The 24,892-nt window shown below is 62.6% G+C and carries 23 protein-coding genes, 2 tRNA genes and 1 pseudogene; 22 read left to right on the top strand and 4 right to left on the bottom strand.

Features of this window, described 5'->3' with window-relative positions; all coding sequences use genetic code 11:
• Positions 1 to 44 precede the first annotated feature (44 nt).
• The 15 genes and pseudogenes from hflK to ACPZMI_RS15150 all read left to right on the top strand — a co-directional run bounded on the left by hflK (position 45) and on the right by ACPZMI_RS15150 (position 14,277).
• The gene (hflK, locus tag ACPZMI_RS15220; protein WP_063546405.1) at positions 45 to 1,226 is read left to right on the top strand and encodes an FtsH protease activity modulator HflK; all 1,182 of its coding nucleotides are present in this window, start codon (positions 45 to 47) and stop codon (positions 1,224 to 1,226) included.
• Positions 1,226 to 2,095 carry a protease modulator HflC gene (gene hflC, locus ACPZMI_RS15215; RefSeq protein WP_054893186.1) on the top strand — a complete coding sequence of 290 codons (870 nt, stop codon included), beginning with the start codon at positions 1,226 to 1,228 and terminating at the stop codon, positions 2,093 to 2,095. Before hflK ends, hflC begins: the two co-directional genes overlap by 1 nt.
• 280 nt (positions 2,096 to 2,375) lie before the next feature.
• A complete protein-coding gene (locus ACPZMI_RS15210) occupies positions 2,376 to 3,563 on the top strand; it encodes an ATP phosphoribosyltransferase regulatory subunit (protein WP_426352571.1) in 1,188 nt (395 codons plus the stop codon).
• A 55-nt stretch (positions 3,564 to 3,618) separates the two neighbouring features.
• Positions 3,619 to 4,911 carry an adenylosuccinate synthase gene (locus tag ACPZMI_RS15205; RefSeq protein ID WP_028688256.1) on the top strand — a complete coding sequence of 431 codons (1,293 nt, stop codon included), beginning with the start codon at positions 3,619 to 3,621 and terminating at the stop codon, positions 4,909 to 4,911.
• 552 nt (positions 4,912 to 5,463) lie between these two features.
• Positions 5,464 to 6,156 (top strand): annotated as a pseudogene (locus tag ACPZMI_RS15200) (methyl-accepting chemotaxis protein); the annotation flags it as partial.
• A gap of 21 nt (positions 6,157 to 6,177) precedes the next feature.
• Complete coding sequence (locus tag ACPZMI_RS15195) at positions 6,178 to 7,062, top strand: methyl-accepting chemotaxis protein (protein ID WP_411384506.1); 885 nt, start codon at positions 6,178 to 6,180, stop codon at positions 7,060 to 7,062.
• Between the two features lie 256 nt (positions 7,063 to 7,318).
• Positions 7,319 to 8,029, top strand: coding sequence for an autoinducer binding domain-containing protein (locus ACPZMI_RS15190; protein WP_186665926.1), 711 nt, complete (start codon positions 7,319 to 7,321; stop codon positions 8,027 to 8,029).
• Positions 8,030 to 8,141: 112 nt separating this feature from the next.
• Positions 8,142 to 8,762: an acyl-homoserine-lactone synthase gene (locus tag ACPZMI_RS15185; protein ID WP_186709702.1), complete on the top strand. Its 621-nt coding sequence runs from the start codon at positions 8,142 to 8,144 to the stop codon at positions 8,760 to 8,762.
• 47 nt (positions 8,763 to 8,809) lie between these two features.
• Positions 8,810 to 9,406, top strand: a complete 597-nt coding sequence (locus ACPZMI_RS15180) for an NAD(P)H-dependent oxidoreductase (protein WP_054893190.1) — start codon at positions 8,810 to 8,812, stop codon at positions 9,404 to 9,406.
• Between the two features lie 16 nt (positions 9,407 to 9,422).
• Entirely contained in the window at positions 9,423 to 9,944 is a 522-nt protein-coding gene (locus tag ACPZMI_RS15175) for a DUF2867 domain-containing protein (RefSeq protein WP_186666122.1), read from the top strand.
• A gap of 9 nt (positions 9,945 to 9,953) precedes the next feature.
• Positions 9,954 to 11,168, top strand: coding sequence for an AfsA-related hotdog domain-containing protein (locus ACPZMI_RS15170; RefSeq protein WP_426352570.1), 1,215 nt, complete (start codon positions 9,954 to 9,956; stop codon positions 11,166 to 11,168).
• A 5-nt stretch (positions 11,169 to 11,173) separates the two neighbouring features.
• Positions 11,174 to 12,313: an NADH:flavin oxidoreductase gene (locus ACPZMI_RS15165; protein WP_186665929.1), complete on the top strand. Its 1,140-nt coding sequence runs from the start codon at positions 11,174 to 11,176 to the stop codon at positions 12,311 to 12,313.
• A gap of 11 nt (positions 12,314 to 12,324) precedes the next feature.
• Complete coding sequence (locus tag ACPZMI_RS15160; RefSeq protein WP_186665930.1) at positions 12,325 to 13,098, top strand: SDR family NAD(P)-dependent oxidoreductase; 774 nt, start codon at positions 12,325 to 12,327, stop codon at positions 13,096 to 13,098.
• Positions 13,067 to 13,849 (top strand): SDR family NAD(P)-dependent oxidoreductase, encoded by a 783-nt coding sequence (locus ACPZMI_RS15155; protein ID WP_426352569.1) that lies wholly within the window; start codon positions 13,067 to 13,069, stop codon positions 13,847 to 13,849. Before ACPZMI_RS15160 ends, ACPZMI_RS15155 begins: the two co-directional genes overlap by 32 nt.
• The gene (locus ACPZMI_RS15150) at positions 13,846 to 14,277 is read left to right on the top strand and encodes a hypothetical protein (protein WP_186665932.1); all 432 of its coding nucleotides are present in this window, start codon (positions 13,846 to 13,848) and stop codon (positions 14,275 to 14,277) included. The genes ACPZMI_RS15155 and ACPZMI_RS15150 overlap by 4 nt, the downstream gene beginning before the upstream one ends.
• Positions 14,278 to 14,315: 38 nt before the next feature.
• Here the strand turns inward: ACPZMI_RS15150 and ACPZMI_RS15145 are convergent, their stop codons facing one another.
• The 4 genes from ACPZMI_RS15145 to ACPZMI_RS15130 form a co-directional block, all read right to left on the bottom strand.
• Positions 14,316 to 15,881: an ABC transporter permease gene (locus ACPZMI_RS15145; protein WP_186665934.1), complete on the bottom strand. Its 1,566-nt coding sequence runs from the start codon at positions 15,879 to 15,881 to the stop codon at positions 14,316 to 14,318.
• Positions 15,881 to 16,894, bottom strand: a complete 1,014-nt coding sequence (locus tag ACPZMI_RS15140; RefSeq protein WP_186665935.1) for an extracellular solute-binding protein — start codon at positions 16,892 to 16,894, stop codon at positions 15,881 to 15,883. The genes ACPZMI_RS15145 and ACPZMI_RS15140 overlap by 1 nt, the downstream gene beginning before the upstream one ends.
• 170 nt (positions 16,895 to 17,064) lie before the next feature.
• Positions 17,065 to 17,151: transfer RNA gene (locus ACPZMI_RS15135), tRNA-Leu, on the bottom strand.
• Positions 17,152 to 17,232: 81 nt separating this feature from the next.
• Positions 17,233 to 17,319 (bottom strand) — tRNA-Leu (locus ACPZMI_RS15130).
• A 273-nt stretch (positions 17,320 to 17,592) separates the two neighbouring features.
• On the opposite strand from ACPZMI_RS15130, the gene rnr reads away from it, so the two are divergent.
• The 7 genes from rnr (at position 17,593) to dnaB (ending at position 24,838) form a co-directional block, all read left to right on the top strand.
• On the top strand, positions 17,593 to 20,193 hold the full coding sequence (gene rnr, locus ACPZMI_RS15125) for a ribonuclease R (protein ID WP_288374147.1): 2,601 nt from the start codon (positions 17,593 to 17,595) through the stop codon (positions 20,191 to 20,193).
• Complete coding sequence (gene rlmB, locus ACPZMI_RS15120; protein WP_186665937.1) at positions 20,190 to 20,936, top strand: 23S rRNA (guanosine(2251)-2'-O)-methyltransferase RlmB; 747 nt, start codon at positions 20,190 to 20,192, stop codon at positions 20,934 to 20,936. Before rnr ends, rlmB begins: the two co-directional genes overlap by 4 nt.
• A 316-nt stretch (positions 20,937 to 21,252) precedes the next feature.
• Positions 21,253 to 21,678: a 30S ribosomal protein S6 gene (rpsF, locus tag ACPZMI_RS15115; protein ID WP_029612766.1), complete on the top strand. Its 426-nt coding sequence runs from the start codon at positions 21,253 to 21,255 to the stop codon at positions 21,676 to 21,678.
• Between the two features lie 28 nt (positions 21,679 to 21,706).
• Positions 21,707 to 21,937: a 30S ribosomal protein S18 gene (gene rpsR, locus ACPZMI_RS15110; protein WP_003249563.1), complete on the top strand. Its 231-nt coding sequence runs from the start codon at positions 21,707 to 21,709 to the stop codon at positions 21,935 to 21,937.
• A gap of 33 nt (positions 21,938 to 21,970) precedes the next feature.
• Positions 21,971 to 22,861, top strand: coding sequence for a YybS family protein (locus ACPZMI_RS15105; RefSeq protein ID WP_186665938.1), 891 nt, complete (start codon positions 21,971 to 21,973; stop codon positions 22,859 to 22,861).
• Positions 22,862 to 22,881: 20 nt separating this feature from the next.
• Positions 22,882 to 23,328 (top strand): 50S ribosomal protein L9, encoded by a 447-nt coding sequence (gene rplI / locus ACPZMI_RS15100; protein ID WP_003249568.1) that lies wholly within the window; start codon positions 22,882 to 22,884, stop codon positions 23,326 to 23,328.
• A gap of 112 nt (positions 23,329 to 23,440) precedes the next feature.
• A complete protein-coding gene (dnaB, locus tag ACPZMI_RS15095; RefSeq protein WP_054894540.1) occupies positions 23,441 to 24,838 on the top strand; it encodes a replicative DNA helicase in 1,398 nt (465 codons plus the stop codon).
• Positions 24,839 to 24,892 lie beyond the last annotated feature (54 nt).

Below are 24,892 nucleotides of genomic sequence, written 5' to 3'. Positions count from 1 at the left end.
GGCGCGCCGTGGGCGCGTCTTTGCTTTATCAGATGGAGAGCGCTATGGCTTGGAACGAGCCGGGTGGCAACTCGAACAATCAGGATCCCTGGGGCGGCCGCCGTGGTGGCGGTGGTGGTGGCGACAAGAAGGGACCACCGGATCTCGACGAGGCCTTCCGCAAGCTGCAGGACAGCCTGAACGGCATGTTCGGCGGCAGCAAGAAACGCGGTGGCGGTGGTGACCGCAACATCGGCAAGGGTGGCGGCTACGGCTTGCTGGGCATTGGCCTGGCAGTACTGGCGGCCATCTGGCTGTACAGCGCCGTCTACGTGGTCGACGAGCAGGAGCAGGCCGTGGTGCTGCGCTTCGGCAAGTACTACGAGACCGTGGGGCCGGGCCTGAACATCTACTTCCCGCCGATCGACCGCAAGTACATGGAAAACGTCACGCGTGAGCGTGCGTACACCAAGCAGGGCCAGATGCTCACTGAAGACGAGAACATCGTCGAGGTGCCGCTGACCGTGCAGTACAAGATCAGCAACCTGCAGGACTTCGTGCTCAACGTCGACCAGCCGGAAGTCAGCCTGCAGCATGCCACCGACAGCGCCCTGCGCCACGTCGTGGGTTCCACTTCGATGGACCAGGTGCTGACCGAAGGCCGTGAGCAGATGGCCGTGGATATCCGCGAACGCCTGCAGCGCTTCCTCGACACCTACCGCACCGGTATCACCGTCACCCAGGTCAACGTACAGAGCGCGGCAGCCCCGCGTGAAGTGCAGGAAGCCTTCGACGACGTGATCCGCGCCCGTGAGGACGAGCAGCGTGCGCGCAACCAGGCCGAGTCCTACGCCAATGGCGTGGTGCCTGAGGCCCGTGGTCAGGCGCAGCGCATCATCGAGGATGCCAACGGCTACCGCGATGAAGTGATCGCCCGCGCCAAGGGTGAGGCGGATCGCTTCACCAAGCTGGTCGCCGAGTACCGCAAGGCGCCGGACGTCACTCGTCAGCGTCTGTACCTGGAGACCATGCAGGAGGTGTACAGCAACACCAGCAAGGTCATGGTGGCCACCAAGGACGGGCAGAACAACCTGCTCTACCTGCCACTGGACAAGATGGTCGAAGGCAGCCGCAACACTGCAGCGCCGTCCAGCAGCGTGTCGCCGTCGGTCAACGACGCTGCCACCCGCGCTGTACAGGACCTGCAACAGCAACAACAGCCGCTGCGCACTAGGGAGAGCCGCTGATGAGCAATAAATCGCTGTTCGCCCTGATTGCCGCCGTGGTGCTGGCGATCGTCGCCTGGAACTGCTTCTACATCGTGTCGCAGACCGAGCGGGCGGTATTGCTGCAGTTCGGCCGTGTGGTCCAGGCGGATGTCCAGCCGGGCCTGCATGTGAAGGTTCCGTACGTCAACCAGGTGCGCAAGTTCGACGCCCGTCTGATGACCCTCGACGCCCCGACCCAGCGTTTCCTCACGCTGGAGAAGAAAGCTGTGATGGTCGATGCCTACGCCAAATGGCGCGTGAAGGACGCCGAGCGTTTCTACACCGCGACCTCGGGCATGAAACAGATCGCCGACGAGCGCCTGTCGCGTCGTCTGGAAAGCGGCCTGCGTGACCAGTTCGGTAAGCGCACCCTGCATGAGGTGGTTTCCGGTGAACGTGACGCGCTGATGGCCGACATCACCGCTTCGCTGAACCGCATGGCCAACAAGGAGCTGGGGATCGAGGTCATCGACGTTCGCGTCAAGGCCATCGACCTGCCGAAGGAAGTCAACCGCAGCGTGTTCGACCGTATGAGCACCGAGCGTGAGCGTGAAGCGCGCGAGCACCGTGCCAAGGGTAACGAGCTGGCTGAAGGTATTCGTGCAGATGCCGACCGTCAGCGCCGTGTGCTGCTGGCTGAAGCCTACCGTGAAGCTGAAGAAACCCGTGGTGATGGCGATGCCCAATCGGCTGCCATCTATGCCAAGGCCTACGGCCAGGACGCTGACTTCTACGTGTTCTACCGCAGCCTGCAGGCTTATCGCGAGAGCTTCGCCAGCAAGAGCGACGTGCTGGTCCTGGATCCGAAGAACGAGTTCTTCCGCTTCCTGGACAAGAGCAAGCCGTAACAGGAAAGACCCCCACCGGGCAGCTAAAACGCCCGGTGGGGTGCATCCCGAATCAAAAGGGGTGTATGATGAGTCAGCCGGGAAATTCCCGGCTTTTTTGCGTCTGCAAGGTTGATTGGCCCCAGGCTTTTTGACGACTTGGACAGGACGCGCGGTTTTTCGAGGGTGTTGGCACGGCGGCGGCGCTGGGATCGGTGCTGCCTGCTGTTGTGCGCCAATGCCTGCTTCACAGACGGCTAACCTGTTGGGCAGCCGCCCGGACCAGAGGGGAAATGGCGTAATGGCAACGGTAGACCGCTGGCTTCTGCCAGATGGCATCGAGGAAGTACTGCCACCTGAAGCGGCGCGCATCGAGATTGCGCGTCGCCAGGTGTTGGACCTGTTCCAGAGTTGGGGTTATGAACTGGTCGTCACCCCACATATCGAGTACCTGGAGTCGCTGCTCACCGGCGCCGGCCAGGACCTGGATCAGCGTACCTTCAAGGTGGTCGACCCGCAGTCCGGTCGCCTGATGGGTTTCCGTGCCGACTTCACGCCGCAGGTGGCACGCATCGACGCCCACACCCTGCGCCGCGAAGGCCCGAGCCGCCTGTGCTATGCCGGCAGTGTGCTGCACGCCGAGCCGCGTGCGCTGTCGACCTCGCGCAGCCCGATCCAGTTGGGCGCCGAGCTGTATGGCGACGCCAGTCCGACCAGCGACGTCGAAGTGATCAGCCTGATGCTGACCACCTTGCAACTGACTGACGTTGCCGATGTGCACATGGACCTGGGGCACGTCGGTATCTACCGTGGCCTGGCCCATGCCGCCGGCCTGTCGGGCGCGGTCGAGCAGCAGTTGTTCGATGCGCTGCAGCGCAAGGCTGTCGATGAAGTTCACGAGCTGACCGCCGACCTGCCGAAAGACCTGGGCAACATGCTGCGTGCCCTGGTCGAACTGTGCGGTGGTCGCGAAGTGCTGGCCGACGCCCGTGTGCGTCTGGGCCGAGCCCCGGCCAGCGTGCTGGCGGCCCTGGACGACTTGCTGGCGATCGCCGATCGCCTGGCAGCGCGTTATCCGGACCTGCCGCTGTACTTCGACCTGGGCGAGCTGCGCGGCTACAACTATCACACCGGCGTGGTGTTCGCGGTGTTCGTACCCGGGGTCGGCCAGTCGATCGCCCAGGGCGGGCGCTACGATGACATCGGCGCCGACTTTGGCCGGGCACGTCCGGCCACCGGTTTCTCAACGGATTTGAAGACCCTGGTCACACTGGGGCGAGCGGAGGTCGTATTGCCTTCTGGCGGCATCTGGATGCCGGACAGTGGCGACGCGGCCCTCTGGCAGCAGGTCTGCCAGTTGCGCAACGAGGGCCAGCGCGTGGTCCAGGCACTGCCTGGCCAGCCGCTGAGTGCTGCTCTCGAGGCGGATTGTGATCGGCAATTGATTCAGCAAGACGGGCGCTGGCAGGTTCTGCCGCTGACCCATTGAGATTCTTCGCCGGCAATGGGCCGGCAACCAAGTTGCGTGAATGAGGACAAGTGTTATGGGTAAGAATGTCGTCGTCCTGGGCACCCAATGGGGTGATGAGGGCAAAGGCAAGATCGTCGATCTGCTGACCGAACATGCTGCCGCCGTCGTGCGTTACCAGGGCGGCCACAACGCGGGCCACACCCTGGTGATCAACGGTGAGAAGACCGTTCTGCACCTGATCCCGTCGGGTATCCTGCGTGAAGGCGTACAGTGCCTGATCGGCAACGGCGTCGTCGTCGCGCCGGACGCCCTGATGCGCGAAATCACCAAGCTGGAAGAGAAGGGCGTACCAGTTCGCGAGCGTCTGCGCATCAGCCCGGCTGCTCCGCTGATCCTGTCGTACCACGTGGCGCTGGACCAGGCCCGTGAAAAGGCCCGTGGCGAAGCCAAGATCGGCACCACCGGCCGTGGTATCGGCCCAGCCTACGAAGACAAGGTCGCCCGTCGCGGCCTGCGCGTGGGTGACCTGTTCCACCGCGAGCGTTTCGCCGCCAAGCTCGGTGAGCTGCTGGACTACCACAACTTCCAGCTGGTCAATTACTACAAAGAGCCGGCCATCGACTTCCAGCAGACCCTCGACGAGTGCATGGCCTATGCCGAGCAGCTCAAGCCTATGATGCTCGACGTCACCGCCGAACTGCACAACCTGCGCCGTGCCGGCAAGGACATCATGTTCGAAGGCGCCCAGGGCTCGCTGCTGGACATCGACCACGGCACCTACCCGTACGTCACCAGCTCGAACACCACTGCCGGCGGCATCTCCACCGGTTCCGGCGTTGGCCCGATGTACCTGGACTACATCCTCGGTATCACCAAGGCCTACACCACCCGCGTGGGTTCCGGTCCGTTCCCGACCGAACTGTTCGACGAAACCGGTGCTACCCTGGCCAAGCGTGGCCATGAGTTCGGCTCCACCACCGGTCGTGCCCGTCGTTGCGGCTGGTTCGATGCCGTGATCCTGCGTCGTGCCATCGACGTCAACAGCATCTCGGGCATCTGCCTGACCAAGCTGGACGTGCTGGACGGTCTGGAAACCATCAACATCTGCGTAGGCTACAAGAACGAGAACGGTGCGGTGATCGACGCGCCTTCCGATGCCGACAGCTACATCGGCCTGGAGCCGGTGTACGAAGAGATGCCAGGCTGGAGCGAATCGACCCTGGGCGTGAAAACCCTGGAAGAGCTGCCGCAGGCCGCGCGCAACTACATCAAGCGCATCGAGGAGCTGGTCGGCGCTCCGATCGACATCATCTCCACCGGCCCGGACCGCAACGAGACCATCGTGCTGCGTCATCCGTTCGCCTGATCTGCCTTCTGGCTGATCCAGCGCCGCAGCCCTGCAAGGGGTTGCGGCGTTTTTGTTCCTCGCCGCAGTGGTCTTTCGCGGGTAAGCCCGCTACCACGGTTCATCGGGCTGCTAGACCTTGGCGTATTTCCCTCCTGCTTCAGGCATGACCCTTGCTGTAAGAAGATTCTGTAGATGCCATCAAAGTAATGGCGCCAGAAACACGGGGGTTCAAACGTGTCTGCCATCCTCTCTCTGTTACGAAGCCGCCTCCTGCGGCCTGTTTTTGTTGCACTTGGTATCGCTCTTCTGGTGCAAGTCGTGGTCGCCGTCGTGCTGACCCGCAGCACCGTCACTGCACTGGAGGCGGATTTGGGCGAACGCCTGGGCGCTGACAGTCGCAAGCTGGCAGGTGAGCTGGAGCAGGCGGGGCAAGATGTGCGCTCCGGTCTCGACAGCCTCTCGGCCAGTACCCGGCAACGCCTGAGCGCGGGGCTTTCCACGCGATTACAGAGCGAACAGCAACAGCTACGCACCACGCTGGAGCAAAGCCTCAAGGAGTCGGCCAACGACATGGCCGAGTTGCTGGCCTCGGTGGCACCGAGGGCGATCTGGGACAATGACGTCCCCACGCTATCTGACTTCGCTCGTCGCGCGCAGCGCAATCCCAACGTGCTGTTCGTGATCTACGACAACGCCGAGGGCGAGCACCTTACCCGTTACCTCAACCGGCAGAACCCGATCAATCAGGCACTGATGGAAAAGGGCCAGGGCGAGCGGGCGCTGGACAAGGTGCTCGACGCTGCGCGCCGGGATCCATCGGTGTACTTCGTCGAGGCTTCGATCAGCCCCAATGGCGCCCAGATCGGCAAGGTACTCATGGGGGTCTCCACCGCCGCCGTCGATCAAGAGCTCAAGGCGCTCGACCAGCGCTTTGCCGCCCTGATCGCCAGTAGCGAACAACTGGTCGGCGAGAGCCTCGGCGCTGCCGCAGCGGATAGCGGCAAGACCCTGCAGGCTCGTCTTGAGACGGCGCAGAACAGCGCCACTGCCATGCAGGCCAATACCGCGCAGACGGTTCGCGACGCGGCCGGCGAGCTGCGTTGGCGCATCGGGGTCGGCCTGGTGCTGGTCGGGCTTGGCGTGCTGTTGGTGGTTGCCGTGGTGCTGGGGCGGCGGGTGGTCAGCAAGCTGCGCCTGTTGATCGCTGCCCTCGACGACCTGGCGGCCGGGGAGGGCGACCTGACCAAGCGGGTGGCGCTCGACAGCCGTGACGAGATCGGCGACATGGCGTCGGCAGTCAACCGCTTCGTCGACAAGCTTCAGCCGATCGTCCGCGAAGCCGGTGAAGTGGCCCAGCGTACCGGGGTGGAGATCGGCACCATGGCCGAGCGTAATGCGGGGGCCGATGCAGCGGCAGCGTTGCAGCGCGACGAGGTGGCGGCGAGTCTGCGCGACCTGTCGAGCATGGCCGACGAGGCCCAGGCCGAGAGCCACGCCATGCAGGCGGCGCTGCAGCAGGTCGTGGATATCCGCCAGGCTACCGACGAGAACAGCCGTGCCTCGACCCAACTGGCCAAGCTGATCGAGAAGCTGGCGGGAGAAGTGGAAAGCGGCTCGCAGGTCATCGAGCGCCTTGCCAAGCAGAGCGAGCAGATCGAAGTAGTGCTGACCGTGATTCATGGTATCGCCGAGCAGACCAACCTGCTGGCACTCAATGCGGCGATCGAGGCAGCGCGGGCCGGCGAGACAGGGCGTGGTTTTGCAGTGGTGGCCGATGAAGTGCGGGCCCTGGCGAGCAAGACGCAGAGCTCCACCGGCGATATCCAGGCGCATATCGTTGCCTTGCAGCAGGGGGCGAAAGAGGCTGTGGCCACCATCGGCCAAGCCGGGCGTCAGGCCAGCGAAGGGCTGTTGGTGCTGCGCGATAACGAACGTCGCCAGCAGTCGGTGCAGGCGGCGGTGGAGCAGGTGCATGCCGCAATCGGCCTGGCGACTCGCGCCGCCGAACAGCAAGCCAGCGGCGCCCAGGCGGTGCGGGGGCGGGTCGAGAATATCCACGCGCAGGCAGAGCGCTCGGCCGAAGTGGTGATGCAGACCACTGCCAGCAGCAAGGTGCTGGATGATCTGGCTGCGCAGTTAAGGGCGAGCCTGGGGCAGTTCAGGGCTTGAGCAGGTGTCGATCCAGACAGGCACGAGATATCGTTGAGTTGCGCAGCGGCGGCAGCATTCTCGTAATGCTGTGCTTGTAGCGTCAGCGGTACGGTGCCGAACCGACGGGCTGGCCGCGCGATAAATATCGCGCGACAGCATTCGTCAACGTTGTGGCAAATTGATATCGCTCAATGCCCGGTTGTTGTAGCTTCGCTAGGCTCGCACCTTTCTGGGTGCGGCTGGGGCGGCTTCACACTCATGGAGAGAATAATTAATGCAATGGATGGGCGACATGCTGTCGGCGGTTTATGACGCGCGCGATACGCAAACGTTGTTGGAAGAGGTCAAGGCAGCCGCACGCCATCTGGGCTTCGATTACTGTGCCTATGGCCTGCGCACGCCGCTGCCAGTCACCAAGCCACGGATCTTCATGCTCAGCAACTACAGCCGGCCATGGTGTGATCATTACCATGCCAATGGGTACCTGCTTCTTGATCCGACGGTCCGCCACTGTCAGCGCTCGATGCAGCCAGTGGTCTGGGGCGACGAAATATTTGCCGACGCTCCGCAATTGTGGGATGAGGCGCGGCAGGCCGGTCTTCGCCACGGGTGGGCGCAATCGTGTCTGGAGGGGAGCAAGGGCGGGGGGATGCTGACCCTGGCGCGCTCCGGTGAAGGCATCGGCGAAGGTGAGCTGCGTGCCCATGAGACGCGGATGCGCTGGCTGGCGAATGTCGCCCACCAAGGCTTCTCGCGGCTGCTGTCGGATTCCTGGCAACCGCAGCCGCAGTCCCCGCTTTCCGAACGGGAGCGCGAAGTGCTGCGTTGGGCTGCCGATGGCAAGACGCTCAACGAGGTTGCCGACATCCTCACCTTGTCGATTGAAACGGTGAAATTCCACACCCGCAATGCCGGCGCCAAACTGGGCGCTGCGAATCGTACGGCAGCGGTAGCGCGGGCGGCGCTTCTGGGGTTGCTGGCCTAGCGCGAACGCCCTGCGCTTATGTGCAGAAGTACCCTGCCAAATAGTGCAGTTTTGCTATCACCCTACTTCGAGTCGAATACGCGTCCTTTCCACATTGGCCGGAGGACGCGAGATGGAGATCGTCGTTGGAACACAGCAGGAGCTAGGGCAGACGCGCTTGCAGCAGATGGACCGTTATCGTTATCGGGTATTCGTTGACACCCTGGGTTGGGAGCTGGCTTGTGATCCAGGTCGCGAGCGTGATCAGTTTGACCATGACGAGACGCTCTATGTGCTTGCCTGCAACGATCAGGAGCAGGTCATAGGCACCGCGCGCTTGCTGCCAACCAGCCAACGCTACCTGCTTGCAGAGGTGTTCCCGCAGTTGATGGGCGATCAGACACTGCCATGTGATTCGCGTATCTGGGAGCTGTCGCGCTTCTCCGCCATGGACTTTGGCCTGGCCGGGACGAGCTCTGGCGGCCAATTTTCCTCCGTCGTTGCCACACAGTTGCTGGATGCCGTGTTGCGCTGCGCGGCCGCTCGGGGCGTGCGGCAGTTGATCACCGTGTCACCACTGGGCATCGAGCGGTTGCTGCGCCGTGCAGGCTATCGCGCCCGTCGAGCCGCGGCACCGATGCGCGTGGGCGATCATTGGCTGTTCGCCTGCTGGATCGACGTCCCGACCCAGGCCTGCACAATTGGGGAGGTTACAGATGCCGCGGACTATCGTTCAATCCACCGCGCCGCATAGAAGCCCCTGGCTGCGGCCTGGACACCATCACTTGAAAGGACTTCTCCATGGATAACATTCTGGTCGTAATCGGTCATCCTGACTTGAGCAGCTCGCGGGCCAATGCCGCCATCGTCGAAGCCCTGCAAGGCAGCAATGTCACACTGCACCCCCTGTCGGCGGCATTGGGCAGCAATGGCTTCGACATTGCCGCCGAGCAGAAGCTGCTGTGCGCCCATGAGCGTATCGTGCTGCTGTTCCCGCTGTACTGGTACTCGTGCCCGGCATTGATGAAGCGCTGGATCGACGATGTCTTCACGCCCGGTTTTGCCTATGCACGCGGTGGCGACAAGCTGCAGGACAAGGAGTTTCTGATCGTCACCACCGTCGGGGCGCCAGCGTCCGGCTACCGCGCGGGCGGGTTCAACCGGTTCACGCTGGATGAGCTTCTGCGACCGCTGCAGCAGACTGTCGCCTACGTGAAAGGTCATTACCTGCCGCCGATTCCGTTGTTCGAGTCGGTGTTCATCGCCGATGAGCCGCTGGACGAGTCGGCGCGTGAAATCGCGGGCTTGATCACCAGCCGCCAGGAGTCGCCCGACGAGGCCTACGAGAAGCTCCTGCTCAAGGCCGAATTGGCTGCCATCGCCCTGCTGCAGCAATGACTGGGGCGTGCAGATGATGCCAGCGGCCCTGATTTGCGCCCCCAAGGATGTTCGTCTGGTCGCCGAGCTTGCGCAGCTGGATTTCCTGCACTGCGCTGCGGTGCGCGTCGGTGGGCGCATCACGGCCCTGCAGGCTTACTGCGCGATGACTGCGCATATCCCGGCGTGGCTGTCTGCGGCTTTTCGCCTTCGTGACTTCGTTTCCCGCCGGTTTCGGGTGGCCGACATCCATGGTTTTACACCCCGAACGGCCGAGCGGGAACCTGCGGTGGGCGAGCGCCTCGACTTCTTCACGGTGGAGGCGATCGATGCGCATCGGCTGGTCCTCACCTCCCGCGATACGCATCTGGCGGTCATGGTCTGCCTCGATCTCACACCTGCGGGCGAGGGGGTGCAGCGCTTGAGCGTGACGACCTCCGTCCAGCGATACAACGCCTTTGGAAGGCTCTACATGATCCCGGTCGGCCCTGCGCACGGCCCCATCGTCAAGCGCATGCTGAAGAACGCTGTGCTCGCCTTCCCCGTCGAACCCTATTAGGTAATCAACATGGAACGTCAGTTACCCCTGACCCCACAGGTCTTGCACAAGGGCACTGTGGACGACGTACTGCTCTCCGGATTTCAGGATCTTCTGCCGGCTCGTCTGACCCTCGAAGAGACCGACTTCCTGCTCGAACATCTCGATGAGCGCGGTTGTGCTGCGTTGGGCGCCCTGTATCGCGACGACGATCAAGGTGGCCGGGTGCTTGCCAGCGTCCCCGCCACACTCGGGCAGGAAGACTTCGATTCCCTCGACAGTTTCGAAATGAATGCCCAGGGCTACTATGCGTTGCACGAGGGCGGCTATCGACTGTCCGCCGCCTGGCTGCCTCGCCAGGTCGAGTGCTACCTGCAGAGGCGTTTCGGGTTGCCGGTAGCAGATCCGGCGTTGGTCACTCAATTGGCCGACACGCTGCACGCGCTGCCGGGCTGGACACGTGCCAACCTGTCGTCGTACGGCCTGATGAACGACACCAACAACTACTTTTTCTACAACAAGCCCCATGAGCACGTGCCTGGCCTGATGCTGATCGAAGTGGCTCGTCAGGCGATGTACCACTATTTCTACAGCCATTCGGGTTACCGGCGCGGTGAAATCTCGATCTCGATCGAAGACTTGTCCGTCTCCTTCAATAACTACACCGAGTCCACCTATGCGGTGGAGGTTGTGGTCCAGCACAGCGCTGGCGAGAAGCGCGCCCAGCCCCGGACGGTGGACAAGACCGCGATGTTCTTCCAGAACGGTAATCTGGTCACCACGCTGCGCCTGCGTGGCAGTGCGATCAAGATGCCGCTGTTCAAGCGCATGCGCACGGTCAACTTTCCGGAGAACCACTGGTTCGCCCCCTCCGACCGGGTGTTGCCGCAGGTCTTGTTGCACACGGCGCAAGGCACGGCAGTCGAAGGGTTGCTCGAGCATGTTTCATTGCGGGCGGTGAGGTTTCGCATGGAGGAAAACGCGCAGGCACCTGAGGTGGTGCAACTGTCCATCTATGTACGGGACATGGGTTTCCTGAGCTTCCCGATCGCAGAATGCCGACCTTCGCAACAGCCCTCGGTGCAACTGGCCGTATTCGCCAAGCTCGATCGCGCCACCCTGTCGACGCTCAAGGAAGTCATCAAGTGCCATTGCTTCCACGAGCCCTTGCAGGAGCTGTCGGTGGCTGCCCAGGCGAGCAATGATGCCCAGGGCACGCCTTGCAATGATCGGCAGAGCGGGTAACTGGCGTGGCCTCGGGATACCCGTTGACACGCCAGTCGATCACCCTCGGACGACACCTGAACCTGAAGAACCGTGTGTACTTCGCACCCATGGGTATCGATCTGGGTCGTGAAGGTTGCCTGACGCCGCAGATGCTGACCTTCTACAAGGGCATCATCGACGGAGGCTGCGCCATGGTGGTGTTGGCCAACTCAGCAGTCGATGCATCCACGCGGCTGCACGAGGGAGGGTTGTGCCTGTACGAGCAGCGTCACGTCGAGCACTTGGCGCCGCTGATCGACTACGGGCGGGAAAATGCCTGCCCTGTGGTCGTGCAATTGCAGCACTACGGCAGCCAAGGCGATCTGGCGCGCAGTGGCGGTGTTCTGCTGACGCCCAGCCGGGCGGTGGGTAGTCGAAGCCGTCGCGGTACGAGGGTCATGACTCACGAGGACGCCCGCAGCGTCTGTGCCCAGTTCGCCAATGCCGCACGTCTGGCGCAGCAAGCCGGTGCGCGCATGGTGCAATTGCAGGCCTCCAATGGCTACCTGTTGAGCAGCTTCCTCTCGCCCTACAGCAACCGACGAACGGATCGCTACGGCGGCTCGCCGTTGCGCCGGGCCCGTCTGCTGCTGGAGGTCATGGACGCGATCGTGGAGGCAACCCAGGGCGGAATCGACATCTCCGTGCGTCTGGGTATCGATGATTGCCTGGGTGACAAGGGGCAGCAACCGGCACTGCTCGAGCAGGTGGTCCCTGCGCTGGAGCGTGCAGGTGTGGCGGCCTTGATGTGTTCGGCGGCAATCAAGGAAACGTTCCACTACATGCTGCGTGCCGATCCGCGTGTTCACGCCATGCTGGTGCATGGCGTGAAGCACATCCGTGAACTGACGTCGCTCCCGGTCGGCTTTGCCGGCTTCACAGGCTCGCTGGCCCAGGCCGAGGCCTTGCTCGAGCTGGGCGTCACTGACCTGGTGGGCATGAGTCGTGCCCTGTTCGCTGACAACGATCTGGTGAACAAGTCGTTGCAGGGCAAGCCGGGAAGCGTTCAGGCCTGTCGATTCGAGGGCAACTGTTTCCGTGACAAGAGCAATCCCCAGCTGGATCGCGTGTACTGCTGCGTCAATGAGCGGTACAAGCGGCCAGCCTCTATTCGATATGACTAAGGAGAGTCCAGATGCAGTTCCAGGGAAAGACCATCGTTGTCACCGGTGGCAGCAGTGGTATCGGCCTGAGCATTGCCCGGCGGCTGAGCGAGGAGGGGGCGCGCGTCGTCGTGCTTGGGCGCAGCCTGGAGAAGGGGCGTTCGGCGCTTGAGCAACTGGGCGCGCAGGCCAGTTTCATCCCGTGCGATGTCGCTGAGCCTGGCGCGGTGCGCGATGCCTTCGCCGAGATCGAGGCGCGTTTCGGCGGACTCGACCATGCCGTCAATGCCGCGGGTATCACAGCACCGTATGCACAGGTCGCCGACCTTCAGGTACAGGACTGGGAGCGGGTCGTGCGTATCAATCTGAACGGCCCGTTGTATTGCCTGCAACATGAGTTGCGGTTGATCGCCAGGAAGCCAGGTGGCTCGATCGTCAATCTGTCCTCCTGCGCGGGGGTGATGGCCATGCCCAACCAGGCTGCTTATGTGGCGAGCAAGGCAGGGCTCAACGCCCTGACCCAAGTGGTGGCGATGGAGAATGCCTGCGACCGCGATGGACGCCACGCGGTGCGTGTCAATGCGGTAGCGCCAGGGCCGATTCTTGGCGGGATGAATTCTCCGGAACGGCTGGCGGCCAATCCTGCGGGCACCGAGCGCAAGATCAACGCCACTGTCATGAAGCGCTTCGGCGAGGCAAGCGAGGTGGCTGCTGCAGTGCTGTTCCTGCTTGGCGACGGCGCCAGCTACATGACTGGCAGCGTGTTGAGCGTCGATGGCGGTTATCACATCGGCAAGTTCGAGTGAGGCGCTGATGGCTCACATATTCATTACGGGCGTCAGTTCGGGCATCGGGCTGGCACTGGCCAGGTTGCACCTTGAGCGGGGCGATGAGGTCTGGGGGATTTCGCGACGGATACCAACGGCGCTGCTGGAGCATCCGCGCATGCATTTCCGGGCGCTGGATCTTTGTGCGGGCGAGGCTGTCCAGCCTGTTCTGCAGGCCTTCATCGGTGAGACGACATTCGAAACGGCCTACCTTAACGCCGGAACATTCGGTAGCGCGCCGGAGCTTGCGAGCAATACGCCAGTGGAATCCTTCCGCTCGGTGCTGGAGCTCAACCTGGTGGCGGTGAAATGGGTGCTTGACCTGCTGTTGTGCCGACAGGCCAAGGTTAGCCAGGTGGTGTTCTCGGCCTCGGTTTCAGGCATCCGTCAGCGCGCAGGCATGCTTTCCTACAGCGTCTCCAAAGCCGCCCTCAACGCCCTGGCCAAGGTCTACCAGTTGGAGAATCCGCAGGTGTTCTTTGCGGTGCTGGGGTTATGCAATGTCGCCACCACCGTGGCGCAAACCATCCTGCAGGCCGACGAGCGCTTTCCCGAACTGGTGGCCTTGCGAGAGCGCTCGACGCAGCCGGGGTACATCGTCAGCGCACAACAACGCGCCGCGCAAATCGTCGACCTGCTTGGCCGACGTCACGCAATCGCGCTGCAATCAGGACAATTCTACGAAGTCAGAGAGCTTCTCGAACGCATGCACATGGAGGTTTGCCAATGAATCAATCCCGTTACGCCAACATCGTCCGGATCGGCGCGATCTATGACATCGTCGCCACCCTGCCATTTGCCGTTCCATTGCTGAGTGCCTGGGCATTCCAGCTTTTTGCAGGGCTCGATGCCTGGCTTGGCCTGGGTACGTCCTTCAGCGTGCTCGACCCCACCTCGATGTTCTTCATCAATCTAGGTGCCCTGGCTTATGTCATCTGGGGTGTGGCGCGCCTGCGCGAACCTTCGGTGGCCAATGGTCGACTCGATGCGTTGCTGCGTCTGTTGGTCGTCGGTCTGCAGATGGTGGCTCTGAGCCAGGGAGCGACGCCGATCCTTTGGGGGCTGGCGGTGGTTCTGTCGATTTTCGCGGTATTGCAGCTGCGCAGACCGAACCATGCCGTTAGTGCCGCAGCGGAAAAACGCGCGCTGGGCTATTGAATGGCTGTGCCCGGGCCGCCTGCGCCCGGGCCTCGATGCTACGCCTTGTTCAGGTACATCCGCGTGGTCAGCAGGTATACCGGCAATCCCGATACCAGGATCAGCAACGCCGCATAGGGCGCTGCCGCTGCGAACTCGACGTTGGCCGTGTGCGCCCAGACTTCCGTGGCCAGGGTGGTCATGCCCGTGGGGCTGAGCAGCAGGGTCGCGGTCAGCTCCTTCATGGCATCCAGGAACACCAGGGCGAAGGCCGCCGCCAGTGCCGGGAAGATGATCGGCAGGGTGACCCGGCAGAACGCCGCGAAGCTGCTGGCGCCCAGGGTGCGGGCGGCTTCCTCGAGTGTCGGCGAGGCCTTGTTCAGCGCTGTGCGCACTGGCGCCTGGGCCAGGGGCAGGAAGAGCAGGGCGTAGGCCAGGATCAGCAGTGCAGTGGTCTGGTAGAGCGCTGGCACGTAGTGCAGGGCGAAGAACACCAGGGTCAATGCGATCACCAGGCCCGGCAGAGCATGCAGCAGGTAGGGCAGGCGTTCGGCCCAGATCGCCAGACGGCCTTTGTAGCGCACCACCAGGAAGCTGATCGGCAATGCCAGCACTACGCAGAAGCCAGCACCGCCAAGCGATACCGACAGGGAGGTGAGCAAGGCCTTGCCGATTGCCGCGACCGGGAAGGCTGCCGATGAGCCGACACTCAGCCAGTAGCCGAGCATGGCCAGCGGAATCCCGCTGCCCAACACCGCCAGTCCAAGGCAGAACAGTTGTGCCGGCAGGCTCCAGCCTTTGAGTCGCAATGGCTGTGCACGACGCGCCACGCCCTGGCCGATGCGCACGTGGCGGGCCTTGCCGCGAACGCGCAGTTCCAGCCAAAGCATCACCAGGCACAGTGCCAGCAGCACAGCCGAGAGCATTGCCGCGTTAGCGTTGCTGAACTCCAGTTCGAACTGCTGGTAGATCGCCGTGGTGAAGGTCTGCAGGCCGAGGATCGACAGTGCGCCGAACTCCACCAGCATGTGCAGGGCGATCAGCAACGCACCGCCGAGCATGGCTGGCCACAGCAACGGCAGGGTGACCTTGAGGAACACGTCCCAGCGGCTGCAGCCGAGGGTGCGGGCCGACTCCTCCAGCGAGGTGTCCAGATTGCGCAAGGTTGCCGCCACCGGCAGGAACACCAGTGGATACTTTGACAGCGCCATCACCAGGATCGCCCCGCCGAGCCCTTCGAAGTCCGAGCTCAGCGACACCCAGGTGAAGCTGCTGACGAACGACGGTACGGCAAACGGCAGGCACAACACCACGCCCCACAGGCGGCGCCCGCGCAGGTCGCTGCGTTCGAGCAGCCAGGCCAGCGCCAGGCCGACCACCATGCACACCAGGGTGACACCGACCATCAGCAGCAAGGTGTTGCGCAGCAACCCCCAGACGAAGGGGCGCCAGAGCAGGCGCAGGGCTTCATGCCAGCCGGCTTCCCAGGCTTTGATGGCGACATACAGCAATGGCAACAGGCTCATCGCCACCAGGAACAGCACAGGCAGCACCACCCACACGGAGGGGCGCTTGCGGCGTGGCACGAAGCGTACCAGGGCCGGGTCGGGCGCGGCGGCAGTCATCAGAGCAGACCGACCTCGCGTTCGAGCTCGATGGCTTCTTCGGCATTGCCGAGGTCTGCCGGGCTGATCTTCGGTGGGCGCAGCTCTTCGAACGGCTTCAGACCGCGGTCAGACACCATGCCTTTGTGCAGTGGATATTCGGCGGTGGTCTGGGTGATCACGCGCTGGCCTTCTTCGCTGGCCATCCAGTTGAGCAGCGCTTGGGCTTCCTTGGGATGCTTGCTGGCCTTGACCGCTGCGGCGCCGGAAATGGTGACCAGGTTGCCGGCATCGCCATCGGCCAGGTAGTACAGCTTGGAGTCGAGCTTGCCGCGCTCGCGCTCCAGGGCGTACCAGTAATAGTTGTTCACCAGCACGGCAGCGACTTCGCCTTTTTCCACCGCTTTCAGGGCGACCATGTTGTTGGTGTAGGTCTTGCCGAACGCCTTCAGGCCGGTGAGCCATTCTTCGGTGGCCTCGCGGCCGTGCATCTTGAGGATGGCCACGGCCTGTTCCTGGAAGGCGCCGCTGGTCGGTACGTAACCGACGCGGCCGTCCCACTCAGGATCGGCAAAGTCCATCACGGTGGTGGGTAGGTCTTTCTCGTCGATCTTCTTCGGGTTGTAGACCACCACGCGGGTGCGCGCGGTCACGCCCATCCAGGTGCCGTTGGCGCCCACGTATTCCTTGGGCAGCATGTCCAGGGTGGCGTCGTCGATTTTCGCCAGCAGGCCCAGTTCGCCCAGGTTGTTCAGGGGTGGGGATTCTTCGGTGTAGATGACGTCGGCAGGCGAGCGTGTGCCTTCCTCGATGATCTGGCTGGCCAGCTGGTTGCTGCTGCCCTTGCGGATATTGATGTGGATACCGGTCTTGGCCTCGTAGGCCTTGGCGATGGCTTCGCCGATTTCCTTGTGCTGGCCGTTGTACAGGGTCAGGCTGACCGGTTCGTCTGCCAGGGCGGCCGGCGCGCCAATCACCAGGCCCAGGACAGCGGCGGCCAAGGTGCGCATCAGCGGTTTCGGGCGGATCGTCATGCGGGTACTTCCTCGCTTACGGCTACATATTTCGAAACAATGGTAAACGAAATCGTTTCTCATGTGGCCGTATGAGGGCAAATAGTCGGGAGGAGGCGGATGCTGGCGCGGCGGGAGGGCAAAAAACGCAGGCAAGAAAAAACCCACTAGCAAGCTAGTGGGTTTTTATATGGTGCCCAGGAGAAGACTCGAACTTCCACGACCGTTAAGTCACTGATACCTGAAACCAGCGCGTCTACCAATTCCGCCACCTGGGCAAAGCTTTTACATCTACAGCATGAAACTTGAATCGTGTTGCTGAATGACAGAAAAACCTGCTATCTATCATTCGAAATATTTGGTGCCCAGGAGAAGACTCGAACTTCCACGACCGTTAAGTCACTGATACCTGAAACCAGCGCGTCTACCAATTCCGCCACCTGGGCACACATTTTGTCGAGGTCACATGATGCTTTACATCAGGTTTCATCTCAACTACAACGTCGGCTGTCCGTCGTTGTGGTGCGCACTATACGGATGCCCCTGAGGGCTGTAAAGCCCCGGATCGAAAAAAATTTCAAAAAATTCAAGTTGTTGATTCCAGTGACCTATTGCCGCTGCCGGGGCGCCCGGCAGGGGCTGTCCAAGGCAAAGATTTCCGGTTTCAATACGCGTATGCCAGAATCCCTATCTATATACCCCAAGGTGAACCCCTTCTGATGGCCGATTGGCAATCCCTCGATCCCGAGGCCGCTCGCGAAGCGGAAAAATACGAGAATCCCATCCCCAGCCGTGAGCTGATCCTGCAGCGCCTTGCCGACCGTGGCGAACCCGCCGCGCGCGAGGAGCTGGCGGCAGAGTTCGGTCTGTACGAAGAAGACCAGATCGAGGCCCTGCGCCGCCGTCTGCGCGCAATGGAGCGTGATGGTCAGCTTATCTATACCCGGCGCGGCACCTATGCCCCGGTAGACAAGCTCGACCTGATCTGCGGCCGTGTCTCCGGCCACCGCGATGGCTTCGGCTTCCTGATCCCCGACGACGGCAGCGAAGACCTGTTCCTCAGCCCTGCGCAGATGCGCCTGGTGTTCGACGGCGACCGTGGCCTTGCCCGCGTGTCCGGTGTCGATCGCCGTGGTCGCCGCGAAGGCGTGCTGGTCGAGATCATCTCCCGCGCCCATGAAAGCGTGGTTGGCCGCTACTTCGAAGAAGGCGGCATCGGCTATGTGACCCCCGACAACCCGAAGATCCAGCAGGAAGTGCTGGTGACTGCGGGGCGCAACGGCGGCGCCAAGATCGGCCAGTTCGTCGAGATCAAGATCACTCACTGGCCGACCCCGCGGTTCCAGCCGCAAGGTGACGTGGTCGAGGTGATCGGCAACTACATGGCGCCGGGCATGGAGATCGATGTCGCCCTGCGCAGCTACGACATTCCGCACGTCTGGCCCAAGGACGTGATCAAGGAAGCGCGCAAGTTCCGCTCCGAAGTCGAAGAGAAGGACAAGGAAAAACGCATCGACCTGCGTCACCTGCCGTTCGTCACCATCGACGGCGAGGACGCCCGCGACTTCGACGATGCCGTCTATTGCGAGCCTTTGGGCAAGCTGCGCCTGTTCTCCGGTGGCTGGCGCCTGTACGTGGCGATCGCCGACGTTTCCAGCTACGTGCGCCTGGGCTCGGCCCTGGACGTCGAGGCCCAGCAGCGCGGCAACTCGGTGTACTTCCCCGAGCGTGTGATTCCGATGCTGCCCGAGGAACTCTCCAACGGCCTTTGCTCGCTGAATCCGCATGTCGATCGCCTGGCCATGGTCTGCGAGATGACCATCAACAAGGCCGGCCAGATGGTCGACTACCAGTTCTATGAAGGCGTGATCCACTCCCATGCGCGTCTGACCTACAACAAGGTCAGCAGCATGCTCGAGCACTCCCGCACTCGCGAAGGCAAGGCGCTGCGTGAGGAGTACAGCGCAGTCCTGCCGGACCTCAAGCACCTCTACGCGCTGTACAAGGTGCTGGTCGATGCCCGCCATACCCGTGGTGCAATCGACTTTGAAACCCAGGAAACCCGGATCATCTTCGGCGAAGACCGCAAGATCGACGAAATTCGTCCGACCGTGCGCAACGACGCCCACAAGCTGATCGAGGAATGCATGCTGGCGGCCAACGTCGCCACCGCCGAGTTCCTGCAGAAGCACAACGTGCCGTCGCTGTACCGCGTGCACGATGGTCCGCCACCGGAGCGCCTGGAAAAACTGCGCGCCTTCCTCGGTGAGCTGGGGCTGTCGCTGCACAAGGGCAAGGATCCATCGCCGAAGGACTACCAGGCCCTGCTGGCGAGCATCGCCGGGCGCCCGGACTTCCACCTGATCCAGACCGTCATGCTGCGCTCGCTGAGCCAGGCGGTGTACAGCACCGAGAACAACGGCCACTTCGGCCTGAACTACGAGGCTTACACCCACTTCACCTCGCCGATCCGCCGTTACCCTGACCTGCTGGTGCACCGCGCCATCCGCAGCGTGATCCGCTCGAAGATCGATACCCCGCACGTCAAGCGCGCCGGTGCGATGAGCATTCCCAAGGCGCGGATCTACCCGTACGACGAGAACAGCCTCGAGCAGATGGGCGAGCAGTGCTCGATGACCGAGCGCCGCGCCGATGAAGCCACCCGCGACGTGGTCAACTGGCTCAAGTGCGAATACATGCGCGACCGCGTGGGTGAGACTTTCCCAGGCGTGATCACCGCAGTGACCGGTTTCGGCCTGTTCATCGAGTTGACCGACATCTATGTCGAAGGCCTGGTGCACGTCAGTGCGCTGCCGGGCGATTACTACCACTTCGATCCTGTGCACCACCGCCTGGCCGGTGAGCGTACTGGCCGCAGCTTCCGCCTGGGCGACACCATCGAAGTCAAGGTGATGCGCGTCGACCTCGAGCAGCGCAAGATCGACTTCGAGCTTTCCGAGGCCGCGATCAAGGCGCCGGGCGGCCGCAAGCCGCGTAGCGAATCGGCTGACACCGGCAAGCCTGCGGGCACCAAAGGTTCGGTCAAGTCCGAGCCTGCACCGGCTACCGAGGCGAAGATTTCGCCCAAGCCGCGCAGCCGCAAGAGCGAAGCTTCCGAGGCCTACTTCCCGAAAGATGCCGTGCAGCGTAATGCCGAGGTGCGCAAGAGCCGCGAAATGAAGAAGGCGCTGATGGGGGATGCGCGGCAGCACACCAGTGCCAAGGCCGAGAAGGGCACCAAGGCGTCCGGCAAGACCAAGCATCGCAAAGGCCCGTCGAAATCCGGCGCGCCACGTAAGGGCAAGAGCGGCAAGTCATGAGTCAGCTGGAAAAAATCTACGGCGTGCATGCCGTGCAGGCGTTGTTGCAGCACCATCCCAAGCGGGTCAAGCAGATCTGGTTGTCGGAAGGGCGTAGCGAGCCACGTCTTCAGACGCTGCTGGCGCTGGCTGCAGAAAACCGCGTTGCGGTCGGCCAGGCCGAGCGCCGTGAGCTGGACGCCTGGGTCGAGGGCGTGCACCAGGGTGTGGTCGCCGAGGTGAGCCCCAGCCAAGTGTGGGGCGAGGCGATGCTCGAGGAGTTGCTCGAGCGCACCGAGACGCCGCCGCTGATCCTGGTGCTCGACGGTGTCACCGACCCGCACAACCTCGGCGCCTGCCTGCGCACCGCCGATGCTGCGGGCGCGACGGCCGTGGTGATTCCCAAGGACAAGTCGGCCACGCTCACCGGCGTGGTGCGCAAGGTCGCCTGTGGCGCTGCCGAGGTGATCCCGCTGGTGGCCGTGACGAACCTGGCGCGTACCCTGGAGAAACTCCAGCAGCGTGGCCTTTGGGTGGTCGGCACTGCTGGCGAAGCGGAGCAGGAGATCTATCAGCAGGACCTCACCGGGCCCCTGGTGATGATCATGGGCGCCGAAGGCAAGGGCATGCGCCGCCTGACCCGCGAGCATTGCGACTTCCTGGTGAAGCTGCCGATGGCCGGCAGTGTCAGCAGCCTGAACGTCTCGGTGGCGACCGGGGTGTGTCTGTTCGAGGCGGTGAGGCAGCGTCAGGCCAAGCGTTGAGAGCCTGAAGCGGCGGCGTTCCTTTCGCGGGCAAGTCGGACCGCCGAACCGCCGCTCCCACGGGGCCTGTGCAGGTCTGTAGGAGCGGGCTTGCCCGCGAAAGAGTCACCGCCGCTCTCACATACCCCGCCAATATGTTTCCGACTGTTCAAATAATCGCCAATCACCTTGCTTGTCCAACCCGCCTTCTCTACAATTGCGCCCCTTGCCGTGCTGGCAGGTGCGCATGCGCCTTCCCTCAAGCAAGACATACAGTGTCATTCACTCCTTGTCTGACCAGATTCGCTGGCAGACTACTAACCCGTAAGGAGCATTCATGCGTCATTACGAAATCATCTTCCTGGTTCACCCGGACCAGAGCGAGCAAGTCGGCGGCATGGTCGAGCGTTACACCAAGCTGATCGAAGAAGATGGTGGCAAGATCCACCGCCTGGAAGACTGGGGCCGTCGTCAACTGGCCTACGCAATCAACAATGTTCACAAGGCTCACTACGTGATGCTGAACGTTGAGTGCACCGGCAAGGCCCTGGCCGAGCTGGAAGACAACTTCCGCTACAACGATGCCGTGATCCGTAACCTGGTCATCCGTCGCGACGAAGCCGTTACCGGCCAGTCCGAGATGCTGAAGGCTGAAGAGAACCGCAGCGAGCGCCGTGAGCGTCGCGAGCGTCCTGAGCATGCTGACTCCGCCGATGGCGACGACAGCAATGACAGCGACTCCAGCGATAACGCTGACGAGTAATCCACGGACCTTTAGAGGAGCCTATTAAATGGCACGTTTCTTCCGTCGTCGTAAATTCTGCCGCTTCACTGCTGAAGACGTGAAAGAGATCGACTTCAAAGATCTCAACACCCTGAAAGCTTACGTATCCGAAACCGGCAAGATCGTTCCAAGCCGTATCACTGGTACCAAAGCTCGTTATCAGCGTCAGCTGGCTACCGCTATCAAGCGCGCCCGCTTCCTGGCCCTGCTGCCCTACACCGACAGCCACGGCCGCTGAGACCGGGTCGTCGACAAGCAGTAAGGGATAGGCATGCGAGCGTTGGCTGATTTCATCATGCGCGGTCGTGTGCAGGCCACTGTCGTGGTGGCTGGTTGTGCGGCATTGCCGCTGTTGTTCTGGTTGAGTGCCGCCGCCGGGAGCCTGGTGTTCCTGCGGCGTGGTTTCAAGGACGCATCCTCGGTCATCGTGTGGGGCATCTTGCCCGCGCTGGCCTGGTGGGTCTTCGGCGAGCCGCGCACCTTGATGGTGCTGCTGGGGACGCTGGGGCTGGCTGCGCTGTTGCGCGCCGGGCATTCCTGGAACCGGGTGCTGTTGTCCAGCATCGCCTTGGGCCTGTTGTACGGTGTCATCCTCGGTTCAGTGTTCCGCGAACCGATCGAAGCTCTGGCGCGAGCGCTTGAAAAAGCCCTGCCGCAGATGCTCGACGGTCTCTACCAGCAGTTGACGGTAGAGGAGCAGGCACACCTGGGGGCACTCATCGTACCGGTGCTCAACGGCCTGATTGCAGCTTTGCTGCAGGTCGTCAGCGTTCTGGCCCTGATGTTGGGCCGGTACTGGCAGGCCGCGTTGTACAACCCGGGAGGTTTCGGCCGCGAGTTTCAAGCGGTGCGGATTCCCCTGGTGCCGGCACTGGTGCTGCTGGCGTGCATGGTGTTCGGACCGAACTTCGGTTCCGCCGTCGCCTTGCTTACGCCGCTGTGCAGTGTGCCGCTCATGTTCGCGGGCATCGCCCTGCTGCATGGGCTGGTGGCCCAGAAACGCCTGGCCAGGTTCTGGCTGGTGGGGTTGTACGTCACGCTGGTGCTGTTCATGCAGCTGACCTATCCGTTGCTCGTGGTCTTGGCCATTGTCGACAGCCTGATTGATTTTCGCGGTCGCCACTCCCCCAAGGGGAATGATTCCGCGAACGGTGAAGGTTAAAAGTTAAGAGGTTTTACCAAATGGAACTGATCCTGCTGGAAAAAGTCGCCAACCTGGGCAACCTGGGCGACAAAGTAAAAGTTAAGGCTGGTTACGGCCGTAACTTCCTGCTGCCATTCGGCAAGGCCACCGTTGCCAACGCCGCTAACCTGGCTGCATTCGAAGAGCGTCGCGCAGAGCTGGAAAAAGCCGCTGCCGACAAGAAAGCTTCGGCTGAAAGCCGCGCTGCCCAACTGGCCGAGCTGGAAGTGACCATCACTGCCACCGCTGGCGACGAAGGCAAGCTGTTCGGTTCGATCGGCACCCACGACATCGCTGATGCCCTGACCGCCTCCGGCGTTGAAGTGGCCAAGGCTGAAGTTCGTCTGCCGAACGGCACCATCCGTCAGGTTGGCGAATACGACGTAGCCGTGCACCTGCACAGCGACGTTGAAGCCACCGTACGTGTGGTCGTCGTAGCTGCCTAAGCTGCGCTGACTGACTGGCCCCTCGCGGGCCAGCCGGTTAACATCGGGCACGGTCCTGTTTTTCAGGCCGTGCCCTTTGTCTTTTTGAACCCCCCAGAATTCTTGCGTGGCCATGAACGAGATTACCAATCCCGAACAGCTCGACCTGCAAACCGCTGCCCTGAAGGTGCCGCCGCATTCCATCGAGGCCGAACAGGCTGTGCTCGGTGGCTTGATGCTGGATAACAACGCCTGGGAGCGAGTGCTGGACCAGGTGTCCGATGGCGATTTCTACCGGCATGACCACCGCCTGATCTTCCGTGCCGTGCACAAGCTGGCCGATGCCAACCAGCCGTTCGACGTTGTCACCCTGCACGAGCAACTGGACAAGGAAGGCCTATCGACCCAGGTCGGTGGCCTGGCGTACCTGGCCGAGCTGGCCAAGAACACCCCGTCGGTGGCCAACATCAAGGCCTACGCCGCGATCATCCGCGAGCGGGCGACGCTGCGCCAATTGATCAGCATCAGTACCGACATCGCCGACAACGCCTTCAACCCGCAAGGGCGCAACGCCGAAGAGATTCTCGACGACGCCGAGCGGCAGATCTTTCAGATCGCCGAGGCGCGGCCCAAGACCGGTGGCCCGGTGGGGGTCAACGAGCTGTTGACCATGGCCATCGACCGCATCGACACCTTGTTCAACTCCGACAGCGACATCACCGGTGTGTCCACCGGCTTCACCGACCTGGACGAGAAGACCAGCGGCCTGCAGCCCGCCGACCTGGTCATCGTTGCCGGCCGTCCGTCGATGGGCAAGACCACCTTCGCCATGAACCTGGTCGAGAACGCGGTACTGCGCAGCGACAAGGCCGTGCTGGTGTTCTCCCTCGAGATGCCTGGCGAATCACTGATCATGCGTATGCTCTCGTCGCTGGGGCGCATCGACCAGACCAAGGTCCGTTCCGGCCAGCTCGACGACGACGACTGGCCGCGCCTGACCTCGGCGGTCAATCTGCTCAATGACCGCAAGCTGTTCATCGACGACACCGCCGGGATCAGCCCCTCGGAGATGCGTGCTCGTACCCGCCGCCTGGCGCGCGAGCACGGCGAGATCGCGCTGATCATGGTCGACTACCTGCAGCTGATGCAGATCCCGGGCTCGGCTGGTGACAACCGGACCAACGAAATTTCCGAGATCTCGCGCTCGCTCAAGGCCCTGGCCAAGGAATTCAACTGCCCGGTCATCGCCCTGTCCCAGCTCAACCGCTCCCTGGAGCAGCGTCCGAACAAACGCCCGGTGAACTCCGACTTGCGTGAATCCGGTGCAATCGAGCAGGACGCCGACGTGATTATGTTCGTCTACCGTGACGAGGTGTATCACCCAGAGACCGAGCACAAGGGCGTGGCGGAAATCATCATCGGCAAGCAGCGTAACGGCCCGATCGGTTTTGTACGCCTGGCCTTCATCGGCAAGTACACCCGCTTCGAGAACCTCGCGCCGGGCATGTACAACTTCGACGACGACGAATAACCACCCGGAACTGAATCGGCCCCCCTGTGGGAGCGGGTTTACCCGCGAATGCGA

Source organism: Pseudomonas wayambapalatensis (assembly GCF_049942315.1).
Classification (GTDB): Bacteria; Pseudomonadota; Gammaproteobacteria; order Pseudomonadales; family Pseudomonadaceae; genus Aquipseudomonas; species Aquipseudomonas wayambapalatensis.
Note: the sequence above shows the minus strand (reverse complement) of the source record. Positions and strands in the feature narration are given on the sequence as shown.